Annotated in this window: 8 protein-coding genes and 3 pseudogenes; 4 read left to right on the top strand and 7 right to left on the bottom strand. The window is 60.0% G+C overall.

Annotated elements, in window-relative coordinates; translation table 11 throughout:
* Window positions 1-578: pseudogene (locus tag VFE81_RS14940) on the bottom strand (cysteine--tRNA ligase); the annotation flags it as partial.
* 215 nt (window positions 579-793) lie between these two features.
* On the opposite strand from VFE81_RS14940, the gene VFE81_RS14945 reads away from it, so the two are divergent.
* Window positions 794-979 carry a hypothetical protein gene (locus VFE81_RS14945; protein WP_325045336.1) on the top strand — a complete coding sequence of 62 codons (186 nt, stop codon included), beginning with the start codon at window positions 794-796 and terminating at the stop codon, window positions 977-979.
* Here the strand turns inward: VFE81_RS14945 and VFE81_RS14950 are convergent.
* A pseudogene (locus VFE81_RS14950) lies at window positions 976-1449 on the bottom strand (cupin domain-containing protein); the annotation flags it as partial. The gene VFE81_RS14945 and the pseudogene VFE81_RS14950 overlap by 4 nt on opposite strands.
* Here VFE81_RS14950 and VFE81_RS14955 point away from each other — a divergent pair.
* A pseudogene (locus VFE81_RS14955) lies at window positions 1447-1854 on the top strand (capsular biosynthesis protein); the annotation flags it as partial. The pseudogenes VFE81_RS14950 and VFE81_RS14955 sit on opposite strands and share 3 nt — an antisense overlap.
* Window positions 1855-1930: 76 nt before the next feature.
* On the opposite strand, the gene cyoD reads toward VFE81_RS14955, so the two are convergent.
* The 5 genes from cyoD to VFE81_RS14980 all read right to left on the bottom strand — a co-directional run bounded on the left by cyoD (window position 1931) and on the right by VFE81_RS14980 (window position 7702).
* Window positions 1931-2287, bottom strand: coding sequence for a cytochrome o ubiquinol oxidase subunit IV (gene cyoD / locus VFE81_RS14960; RefSeq protein ID WP_325045337.1), 357 nt, complete (start codon window positions 2285-2287; stop codon window positions 1931-1933).
* A complete protein-coding gene (cyoC, locus tag VFE81_RS14965; protein WP_325045338.1) occupies window positions 2288-2893 on the bottom strand; it encodes a cytochrome o ubiquinol oxidase subunit III in 606 nt (201 codons plus the stop codon).
* A complete protein-coding gene (gene cyoB / locus VFE81_RS14970) occupies window positions 2893-4881 on the bottom strand; it encodes a cytochrome o ubiquinol oxidase subunit I (protein ID WP_325045339.1) in 1989 nt (662 codons plus the stop codon). The genes cyoC and cyoB overlap by 1 nt, the downstream gene beginning before the upstream one ends.
* A gap of 3 nt (window positions 4882-4884) precedes the next feature.
* Window positions 4885-5784 carry a ubiquinol oxidase subunit II gene (cyoA, locus tag VFE81_RS14975; RefSeq protein WP_325045340.1) on the bottom strand — a complete coding sequence of 300 codons (900 nt, stop codon included), beginning with the start codon at window positions 5782-5784 and terminating at the stop codon, window positions 4885-4887.
* 373 nt (window positions 5785-6157) lie between these two features.
* Entirely contained in the window at window positions 6158-7702 is a 1545-nt protein-coding gene (locus VFE81_RS14980) for an NADH-quinone oxidoreductase subunit M (protein WP_325045341.1), read from the bottom strand.
* Window positions 7703-8388: 686 nt separating this feature from the next.
* Here VFE81_RS14980 and VFE81_RS14985 point away from each other — a divergent pair.
* Together VFE81_RS14985 and VFE81_RS14990 are read left to right on the top strand one after the other, a co-directional pair.
* Entirely contained in the window at window positions 8389-9138 is a 750-nt protein-coding gene (locus VFE81_RS14985) for an ABC transporter ATP-binding protein (protein ID WP_325045342.1), read from the top strand.
* Window positions 9125-11698 (top strand): FtsX-like permease family protein, encoded by a 2574-nt coding sequence (locus tag VFE81_RS14990; RefSeq protein ID WP_414695597.1) that lies wholly within the window; start codon window positions 9125-9127, stop codon window positions 11696-11698. The genes VFE81_RS14985 and VFE81_RS14990 overlap by 14 nt, the downstream gene beginning before the upstream one ends.
* Window positions 11699-11865 lie beyond the last annotated feature (167 nt).

The raw sequence follows: 11865 nt of genomic DNA on the forward strand, positions 1-11865 counted from the left end.
CACAGCGCGAAATCCGTCGCGCGCTGTTTCTCGCCCAGTGCAATACGCTTTCCGGCCTGCAGGCCCGCTATATCGAGCCGCGCGAGAAAGCCGTAATCGCCCTGTTTGCTCGTGTCGAAGTAGATGCCGTCGGCCGTGCGGTATGTGTAGCCGCTGCGCTCGAGTTCGGCAATGAAGTCGATCTGTTCGGCGATGTGACCGGTCGCGCGGCACCACACGGTGGGTTCCAGCAGGTTCAGCGCGCGCCAGTCGTTCATGAAATCGGCCGTATAGCGTTCCGCGATCGCCCAAGCCGACTCGCCCGTGCGCCGGCTGCCCTTCTCCATTTTGTCTTCACCTTCGTCCGCGTCGGAGACCAGATGACCCACGTCGGTGATATTGACGACGTGTCGCACGGCGTAGCCGTTCAACGCCAGCACGCGTCGCAGCACGTCTTCAAACACGTAGGTTCGAAGGTTGCCAATATGCGCGTGGTCGTACACGGTAGGGCCGCAGCAATACAGCCCCACGTGGTCCGCTTGAATCGGCGTGAAGGCGCGTAAGGTGCGCGACCATGTGTCGTACAGGGCGAGCGGCATGTGAATTCCTCTGTGGTGTCGAACGCGTCGGTGAACGTGAAGCGGAACGTAAAAAACGAAAACGGAAAAACCAAAACAAAAAGGCCACCGGTCGTGTGACGGGTGGCCTCAGGGATATGGACGTGTACAGATCGACTCGCTAGACGCAAGCTCCCCTTGGCAGGCTGCAACAGCATGCGCGCAAAGAATGCGAACGGGAATGGATAGAAGCGGTCATGGAAACGATGCTAACGCGTGTTTCGACGCGGGTCAATCTCGAAGACGGCATGATGCGTGTCGTATCTCGGATCGCCATCAGGTTCGCGCATCGGGCCTCTGCTGAGCGTCTCAACGAAGGGCGATCGGCACACGGCGACGATCTCGCCGCCGTGTGCATTACGAGCAATCGCGACTGCGGTTAAGCCTTCGCTACACGCCCATAGGTATCTTCGAAGCGTACGATGTCGTCTTCGCCGAGATAGGCGCCGGACTGCACTTCGATCAACTCGAGCGGAATCTTGCCCGGATTCAGCAATCGATGCGTCACGCCAAGCGGAATGTACGTCGATTGATTTTCGGTCAGGATGATCTCTTTATCGCCGTTGGTAACGAGCGCGGTGCCCTTGACGACAATCCAATGCTCCGCACGATGATGGTGCATCTGCAAGCTCAGTTGCGCGCCAGGGCTGACGACAATGCGCTTGACCTGGAACCGGTCGCCGCTGTCGATGCCTTCATACGATCCCCACGGCCGCACCACGCGACGGTGCGTGACCGACTCGTGACGTCCCATCGCATTCAACTGTGCAACGATCTTTTTGACGTCCTGCGCCTGGTCGCGATGCGCCACGAGCACAGCATCGGCGGTCTCGACGATAACGACGTTATCCAGTCGCTCGTCGACGTGACGGACGAGGTGCACACCTTGTCGTCGCTCGCCGGCTTCGACGCGTTGTTGCGCGGCAAAGCGGTCTTCACCTACGGGCTGCCTTTTTATGCAGACTGGGGATTGACACATGACGCACTCGCGCCATTGCCATGGCGCCATCGCACGCTGACGCTGGACATGTTGTGCGCGGGCGTGCTGCTGCGCTACCCCCTCTACTGGGACTGGCGCACGCGTCTTTTCACTACGCCGGAAGCCGTAGTCGAACAGCTCGCACCACAAGCTGCACGACCGCTCGAACAGGTGCGTGGCAACCGGATGCGGCCATTGCTCAAAGCAATCCGCTGGACCCGCAACGGAATCCGCCCTGCTTCATGGCGTTTCCGGCAAAGGCTCACGCCTCACGCGTAGCCGCACCGCCAGAAAACGTAAAAGCCCCGCAAGACTTTCACCTTGCGGGGCTTCTCTCAAGCGACTACTTTTCCGCTTATCGCGACATCATGTGCATGCTGACGTTATGCATGATCCACAACGACCCGACGATCAGAATCACGGCCGTAAGCACCGTAAAGCCGAACGCCATGACGTTCCAGCGCTGTGCCGACGACGTATTCATGTGCAGGAAGAAAACCAGGTGCACGACGATCTGGACGAGCGCGAGGCCCGCGATCGCGAGCAATGCGTTCTCGCCGGTCAACGTGCCATTCAGCACGAGGCCGAACGCTGCGGCGGTCAACACGACGGAGAGAATGAAACCAATCGTATAGCTGCCGATGCTGCCGTGACTTTCACCTCCGTGTCCTTCGTCCGAGTGCGCCAGGTGTGAGTGATGGCTATGGTCCATTTAGATCACGCTCGCAAGATAGACAAAGGTGAAGACGCCGATCCACACGACGTCCAGAAAGTGCCAGAAAAGGCTCAGGCACGTCAGGCGAATCATGTCGCGTTCGGTCAGATCGCGATGACGCATCACCTGAATCGCGAGCACGACCATCCAGATCAAACCGCACGTCACGTGCAAACCGTGCGTGCCGACCAGCGTAAAGAACGACGACAGGAACGCGCTGCGGCTCGGGCCTGCGCCCTCGGCGATCAGGTGCGAGAACTCACGCATTTCCAGCACGAGAAACGCGAGACCCAGCAGGAAGGTCACGCCGAGCCAGAAGAGCAGCACGCCCTTCCTGTTCTTATGAGCGCCCAGCATCGCGAAACCGTACGTGATACTGCTCAGCAGCAGCATCGACGTTTCAAGCGCGACGCCCGGAATCTCGAACAGATCCTTACCGGTCGGACCACCCGCGAACTGATGGCCCATCACCGCGAACACGGCGAACAGCGCGGCAAAGATAATGCAGTCGGTCATCAGGTACAGCCAGAAACCGAATACCGATTGCGACGGCACATGGTCCGGCGCGAGATGCGGTTGAACCGCAATAGTCTTCTGTAACATCAGTCCACCTCCAACGCGACCTGGGCACCCGCACCAGCGCGTTTCTCTTCAATCAGCGCGACTGTGTCCGCCGGGATGTAGTAGCCGTCGTTGTCCATGAAGCTGTAGACGATGACCGTGCCGACTGCACCGACCAGGCCGGCGATCGCAAGCCACCAGATGTGCCATACACCGGCAAAGCCGAGCGCCAGCGAGAACAACCCAACCAGCAGACCCGCAGGCGTATTCGACGGCATATGAATGTCGCGATAGGACGGCTCAGTTTGCTGCGCTTTACGCGACTTCATATCGGTGAACGCGTCCAGCTTGCGCACCGTCGGGATGATCGCGAAGTTGTACACCGGCGGCGGCGAGCTCATTGCCCATTCCAGCGTGTGACCGTTCCACGGATCGCCCGAAACATCGCGGTTTTCCGGCAGATTGCGGTCGCGGATACTGACGTACAGTTGCGCCAACTGGCAAGCAATGCCGATAGCGATCAGCCCTGCGCCGAACGCAGCGAGGATCAGCCACGGATGCCATGCCGGATTGTCGTAATGATTCAGACGGCGCGTCATGCCCATGAAACCAAGCACGTACAGCGGCATTAACGCGACATAGAAACCGACCAGCCAGAACCAGAACGCAGCCTTACCGAGCTTTTCGTTCAGCTTGAAACCGAATGCCTTCGGGAACCAGTAGTTAAAACCGGCCAGATAACCGAACAGCACGCCACCGATGATCACGTTGTGGAAGTGAGCGATCAGGAACAGGCTGTTGTGCAGCACGAAGTCCGCGCCCGGGATCGCCATCATCACGCCGGTCATACCGCCGATCGTGAACGTGACCATGAAGCCGATCGTCCACAGCACGGGCGTGGTGAATTCCAGACGGCCCTTGTAAATCGTGAACAGCCAGTTGAACACCTTCACGCCGGTCGGAATGGCAATCACCATCGTCGCGATACCGAAGAACGCATTGACGTCAGCGCCCGAACCCATCGTGAAGAAGTGGTGCAGCCACACGAGGAACGACAGGACCATGATCGCGCAGGTCGCCCACACCATCGTCTTGTAGCCGAACAGCGGTTTCTTGGCGAAGGTCGCCACGACTTCCGAGAAAATACCGAACGCCGGCAGGATCAGGATGTACACCTCCGGGTGACCCCATGCCCAGATCAGGTTCAGGTACAGCATGGCGTTGCCGCCGCCGTCGTTCGTGAAGAAGTGCATGCCGAGGTAGCGGTCCAGACCGAGCAACGCGAGCGTCACGGTCAGGATCGGGAACGACGCCATGATCAGCACGTTGGTGCAGAGCGCAGTCCACGTGAACACCGGCATCTTCATCCAGGTCATGCCCGGGGCGCGCATCTTCACGATGGTCGCAAAGAAGTTCACGCCGGTGAGCAAGGTGCCGATACCGGAGAGCTGCAAACTCCACAGGTAATAGTCGACCCCGACACCCGGACTGAACTGCAACTCCGACAGCGGCGGATACGCCAGCCAACCCGTTTGCGCGAACTCACCGATCACCAGCGACACGTTGATCAGAATCGCGCTGACCGCGGTCATCCAGAAGCTCAACGAGTTGATGAACGGGAACGCAACGTCGCGTGCGCCGATCTGCAGCGGCACGATCAGGTTCATCAGGCCGATCATGAACGCCATCGCCATGAAGAAAATCATGATGACGCCGTGCGCCGTGAACACCTGATCGTAGTGATGCGGCGGCAGATAGCCAGGGCTCATGTAGCCGAGCGCCTGTTGCAGACGCATCATGATCGCGTCGGAGAAGCCGCGCAGCAGCATGATCATCGCCACGATGATGTACATGATGCCGAGCTTCTTGTGGTCGACGGAAGTCAGCCACTCCGTCCACAGGTAGCGCCATTTGCCGAAATACGTGACCGTGCCGAGCACGGCCAGCCCGACGAGCGCCATGAAGATGCCCGCGCCCACGATGATTGGCTCGTGATACGGAATCGCATCGAGCGTAAGTTTTCCGAACATGCGTTACCCCTTACCCTTTGGCGCACAGTTAGCGTCTTTCATGTTGTCGAGGACGTTACCGTTGTTGTATCGGGCAATGATGTTGTGAAAGAGCTTCGGATCGACCGACGAGAAGTAGCGCACCGGCTCCTTCTCGGTAGGCGCCGACATCGTGTGATAGCGGTCCATGTCGAGACGGTCGGACGAGCCGCGTACCTTGGCGACCCACGCATTGAACTCGTCAGGCGACGTAGCGAGTGCGCGGAACTTCATGTCCGAGAAACCCTTGCCGCTGAAATTCGCCGCGGTGCCTGCGTAGTTGCCGGCTTCGTCGGCGATCAGATGCAGACGCGTTTGCATACCTGCCATCGCGTAAATCTGGCCGCCGAGTTGCGGAATGAAGAAGGAGTTCATCACCGTGTCGGACGTGATGACGAAGTTTACCGGCGTGCCGACCGGGAACGCCAACTGGTTCACCGAGGCGATGCCGAGGTCGGGATAGATGAAGAGCCACTTCCAGTCGAGTGCGACGACTTCGACGTTGATCGGCTTCACCTGCGACTCGAGCGGCTTATACGGATCGAGCTCGTGTGTGCTCTTCCACGTCAACACGGCGAGGAAAAGAATGATCAGCGTCGGAATCGTCCAGATGGCGATTTCGATGCCGGTGGAATGCACCCAGCCCGGACGGTATTCCGCGCTCTTGTTCGAAGCGCGATAACGCCACGCGAACAGCAACGTCAGCGCAATAACCGGAATGACCACGATCAGCATGGCCAGAGTCGACGTGGCAATCAGATCACGTTCGGCCAGACCCACACTTCCCTTCGGATTCAAAACATCGAGGTTGTTGCAACCCGAGAGCAACAACGCGAGGCCGACGGAAAGGAAACTTATCGACCCTCGCAGAGTCTTTCCTTTCATATCCATTGCCCTTCATTTACGACTTCAACGAACGTCATTCGACCGCTCTCCCTTAGTAAGCGATCGCATAATAGGGGGACGTCAAGCGGATATAAACACCCGATTCAGCAACAATCTATTGCGTCGCAACACCGTGTGACACGTTGCCGCACGTCTCTGCGCACGCTTGGGTTTGCAATGCTCTATTGCAAAGTATTAGCAGCGTCACCGAATTACAAAAGTCTCGTTATACAAGTACTAAAACGCAGCATGACCTGAATGGTTACGCTGCGTCGGATACTTGGAAATGGACGTGTATGGATGCGGAAAAACTGCGTCAGAAAGAGCGGCATCCATGCGAATAATGCTGCACCTGCGCTGGGCTTCGTTCCGGTCAGCCCGGCGTGCGCGCCGCGACGACAGCGGGCGCCGCCGCCTGCAGGTGCTCGCCACCGTCAGCCGGTGCGGAGTCAGAAGGATGTGCGGTTCGTTCCGACTGGGCCAGCAGCGTACCGACCGAGGGGTCGATCGCATCGGTGAAAGGCTTCGGATTGATGCCAATGGCCAGCACCAGCAAAGCCATCGCGCCGAGCAATACGAACTCGCGCTTGCCGAGGTCCTGCAGTTTCGCGACGCGTGCATTGGCGATCGCGCCGAAAATCACGCGCTTGTACATCCACAGCGTGTAGGCCGCGCTCAAGACCAGCGTGGATGCCGCGATTGCGCCGATCCAGAAATTGAAGCGGATCGCACCCATCAGCACCATGAATTCACCGACAAAACCCGAGGTGCCCGGCAGGCCGATATTAGCCATCGAGAACAGCATCACGAACGTGGCGAAGCGCGGCATGGTGTTGGCAACGCCGCCGTATTCGGCGATCGAAGCAGTCTTCGTGCGGTCGTAGAGCATGCCCGTGCACAGCAGCATCGCGCCGGAAACCACACCGTACGACAGCATCTGCACGATCGCGCCGGCCTGGCCGATACGGTTGAAGACGAACAGACCGAGCGTCACGAGACCCATGTGCGCGATCGTCGAATACGCGAGCAAGCGGCGCATGTCCGTCTGCACAAGTGCCAGCAGGCCGGAATAGATCACCGCGATTAGCGACAACGTGATCATCATCGGCGCGAAGAAATGGCTGGCCTGCGGTGCGATCGGCAGCGCGAAACGCAGCAGGCCGTAGCCGCCCAGCTTAAGCATCCCGATCATCACGGCGGCGCCGGTCGGGCCGTCGAGGTGAACGTCCGGCAGCCACGTATGCAACGGCCACATCGGCACCTTCACACCAAACGCAGCAAGGAAGCCGAGGAAGATCAAAGCCTGCGGCCAGGTGCCGAGGTGCGTTTCACGCCACAGCGCGAGATCGAAGCTGTGCGTCTGGCTGTACAGGTACAGCATCGACATCAGCATCATCAGCGAGCCGAGGAACGAGACGAAGAAGAACTTCACCGCAGCATACGACCGATTCGAATTGCCCCACGTGCCGATCAGCAAGTAAAGCGGAATCAGCGTCGCTTCAAACGAGATGAAGAACAACATGCCGTCCATCGACGTGAACACGCCCTGCATGAAACCCGACAGCATCAGGAATGCGCCGAAGTACTGCGCGGTGCGCTCGGTGATCGACTCCCACGAGGCGACCACGATGATGATCGTGGTCAGCGCGACGAGCCACAGCGAAATCCCATCCACCCCCACATGCCATGCAATATCGAACGTAGGCGACCAGCGGACGTTCTCGACGAACTGCATCGACGTCACGTCGTTACGGAAATTCGACACCAGCGGGATCACCGGCAGGAAACCCGCCACCGCGCCGATCAGCGCGAGCCATCGCGTGCGACTACGTGCCGCGTCAGATCCGGCACGCAAAACCACCAGGCCGGCGACAATAGGGATCCAGATGAGTAGGCTAAGAAGCGGAGGCAATGGCATGTGTTCTGTTGAAAACTTGAAATACAAAACGCCGCATCAACGCCTTCAAAAATGAAAGCATTGAAATGGATATGTAGGCTGGATTTCGCTGAAATTGACGCCGAAGCAGTGCTGCCCGCTCCACGTTTACCCGCAGTCGAATGACCAAGGGTGGGAGATTACCAAGATAAGAATACTTTTGCAGCGCAACAATGCTGCAACGCCTTTGGCAATGTATTGTTGACACGCCTGCCCTTGCGAAACGCCGAAAAATGTGCAAACGCACAAATTCGACATTGAGGGATTTTCACCATGCTTTTTGCATGGAGAAGAAAGCAGTTGGCCGATACTTAGGCACTCTTGCGCGAGCGCTTCCACGCAACGATTGAATTGGAATAAATCATGCTGGTGCATGACGCGCCATCAAGGCCGGTTTCGAGGGGTCGGCAAAAATTTAGCGCGTCCGCGCGCAGAAAATTTTTTTGATCCGACACTCTAAAGAAGCGTCGGCGCACGCCCGAAAAGCCCACCTCGATCCACTCAGCCGCCTGCTTTCAGATGAGGATCAGGCGATGGCCGCATGCGCCTGCGAGCCTTACAAAACCCGAATATACTTCGGCGGTTCAAGGGCCGACGCTCGTGCGCAGCACGGTAGTTTTTTTCACGGTTAAACGCCGCCCTCACCGGCCAGACTTATCGGATACCGCATGGTGCTTCGTGATGAAGGTGTCGTTCCCGCGCTCGAATGCCGCGAGCTTGGCAAGACCTACGGCGCTGGCCGCCTCGTGCTGGCGCACCTCGATTTCACACTCGCGCCGGGTGAATTCGTCGCGATCATGGGTGACTCCGGCGTGGGCAAATCGACGTTGCTGAATCTCATTGCGGGGCTCGACAGCGCGGATAGCGGCGACGTGATCATCGACGGCAGCGCGGTCTCGCGTCTGGATGACAACGCAGCAACGCGCTTGCGCCGGCAAAAACTGGGCTTCGTGTTCCAGGCGTTTCACGTGCTGCCGCATCTGACTCTTGCGCAGAATGTCGCTCTGCCGCTGCTGCTAAACGATCTACCCACGGCCGGCGCGCTGGATATGCTCGCGGCCGTCGGTTTGAGCGGCCGTGGCGATGATTTTCCGCGGCAGTTGTCGGGTGGCGAGTTGCAGCGCGTCGCCATTGCGCGGGCGCTTGTGCATCGTCCGAAACTGATTCTCGCCGACGAACCCACTGGCAACCTCGATCCCGATACCGCACACGACGTGCTCGGCTTGTTCCGCACGCAAAGCAAGGCAACCGGCGCGGCCACCATCATGGTCACGCACTCGGAAGCAGCCGCGGCCGTGGCGGACCGCATTCTGATTCTGAGCGAAGGCGGCTTGCACGCGTCATCCGGACGCAAGGCCTTTTCCGACTCGCACGCCGACTCCGGATCCATTGCGCGTTCGCCCGATGATGCACGCTGACCTACGCCCGCTGCAGCGAATGCGCGGTCATCGCATGCTCGCGCGTTGGCTGTTGAGCGCGGAGTGGCGCAGCCATCGCGGACGCGCACTGGTTGCGATCGCAACGATCGCGCTCGGCGTGGCACTGGGTTACGCCGTTCAATTGATCAACAGCGCGGCCTTCAATGAATTCTCGGCGGCGGCGCGCAGCCTGTCGGGCCAGGCCGATCTGCAGGTACGTGGCGCACAACCTTTATTCGACGAGTCCATCTATCCGCGTTTGTCGAACGAGCCCGGTGTAGCGCTGGCGAGTCCCGTACTCGCTCTCGATGTCACCGTGCCGGATCAGAACGCCGCGCTGCCCGTGCTCGGCATCGATGTCTTCAAGGCAAGCCGCATTGCGCCTGATCTGATCGGTGTGCCATCACCAGAGCGGCCGTTCGATACGCTCGCGGCCGATACGGTGTTTCTGTCGTCGGCCGCGCAGCAATGGTTGAAGGTGAAAATCGGCGATGACGTAGCGCTGCGAAGCGGCACGTCGATCTTGCACTTGCGCGTAGCAGGCGGTCTCTTGAGGACACGGCCGGGTCAGCGGCTCGCGGTCATGGACATCGCTGCAGCTCAGTGGAAGTTCGGCAAGGTGGGCAAGCTGTCACGCATCGACGTGCAACTCGAACGCGGCATCGATCGTGAACGCTTCAAGCATGACCTGCAAGCGCGGCTTGGCACGCAGTGGGTGATCTCCGAGACGCGCGACGCCGAAAGCCGGACCGATCGTCTGTCGCGCGCCTACCGGATCAATATGAATGTGCTCGCGCTGGTAGCGCTTTTCACTGGCGCCTTCCTCGTGTTTTCGACGCAGGCGCTGGGTGTCGTGCGACGCCGGGCGCAGTTCGCGATGCTGCGCGTGCTTGGACTGACGCGTGGCCAACTGTTGCGGCAGATCCTGATGGAAGGCGCGCTGCTCGGCCTGCTCGGTTCGCTGTCCGGGCTCGCGCTCGGCTATGCGATGGCGAGCGGCGCGTTGCGTTTTTTCGGCAGCGACCTGGGCGGTGGCTACTTTCCTGGCGTGCAGCCGCACGTCGGTTTCGAGCCGTTGGCGACCGCTCTATTTCTGACGCTCGGCATCGCTGTATCGGTATTAGGCAGTCTTGCTCCCGCACTGGAGGCGGCGCGTGCGCGGCCCGCAGTGGCGCTCAAAGCCGGCGCCGAAGAAGGCGCGTTGGCGCGACTCGCTACGCCGTGGCCCGCTTTGGCATGCCTGCTGGTTGCCGCCGTGCTCACGCAGGTGCCTCCATTGTTCGATGCGCCTATCGGCGGCTATCTGGCCGTTGCGTTGTTGCTGGTCGGCGGGATTGCGCTGATGCCGCGCGTGACCGCTTCGATCTTTGGTGCAGCGAGCCGTGCGCTCGGCGCGCGACGTCGCGCCGGCGCGGCGAGCACGTTGGCGTTAGCGCGCCTTGCGAATGCCCCGGGCCATGCATCGATCGCGATGGGCGGTGTGCTGTCGAGCTTCGCGTTGATCGTCGCGATGGCGATCATGGTGGCCAGCTTCCGCGTTTCCGTCGAAGACTGGTTGGGCCACCTGCTCTCGGCCGATCTGTACGTTCGCGTCGCACCGAATGGCGACACCGGCGGCTTGCGCCCCGACGAACAGACTCTGGTGGGCGCCGTGCTCGGCATCAAGACCGCCGCGTTTGCCCGCACTTCGCATCTCACGCTCGATCCTGCACGGCCGGACGTTGCCGTGCTCGCGCGTGAAATCGACGCTGCCGATCCAGGTGCGAATCTGCAGATGACCGGCGCGGTGCTGCCTCCTTCCGCGTTGCATGCGGGCGAGACACCTGTTTGGGTATCCGAAGCAATGGTCGATCTGTATGGCTATAAGCTTGGTCAACGTGTGCAATTGCCGCTCGGCGAGCGCGGTCACGTGTTCGTTGTGGCCGGCATATGGCGTGATTACGTGCGCCAGACCGGTGCGATCCAGATACGGCTTTCGGATTATCGGCGTTTAACCGCCGACACAAGTGCGACGGATGTGGCTGTTACTGTTCAGCCTGGGACGAGCGTCGACCGCGTGATTGCCGGACTGCGTGCGCTGCCCTACGGGGCATCGCTGGATCTCTCGCTGCCGGGTGAAATTCGAGCGCATACGCTGATTATCTTCGACCGGAGTTTTGCGGTTACTTATCTGCTCGAGGGTGTCGCGATCGTAATCGGTCTGTTCGGCGTCGCCGCGACGTTCTCTGCGCAAACACTCGCACGAGCCCGGGAGTTCGGCATGCTGCGGCACGTGGGCGTAACTCGCTCACAGGTTCTTTCGATTCTCGCGCTCGAAGGCGGGATGCTCACTGCTTGCGGTATCGCGATGGGCTTCGTTCTCGGATTCGCAATCAGTCTGATTCTGGTGTTTGTCGTCAATCCGCAGTCGTTTCATTGGAGCATGTCGCTGCACGTTCCGTGGACCGTGCTCGGCACGGTGGCGTTGGTGATGCTGGCCTCGTCATGTTCGACGGCGGTGATTGCGGGACGCGGCGCGGTGTCGGTGGATGCGGTGCGCGCGGTGAAGGAGGATTGGTGATGGGAGCTCTGCCGCGTGAAATGGCTCAGGCGTCAACGCGCAAGGGCGTGGACTTGGACTTGGACTTGGACTTGGACGGCGTTGGCGTTGGCGTTGGCGTTGGCGTTGGCGTTGGCGTTGGCGTTGGCGTTGGCGTTGGCGTTGGCGTTGGCGTTGGCGTTGGCGTT

Source organism: Paraburkholderia sp. (genome assembly GCF_035656215.1).
Taxonomy (GTDB): domain Bacteria; phylum Pseudomonadota; class Gammaproteobacteria; order Burkholderiales; family Burkholderiaceae; genus Paraburkholderia.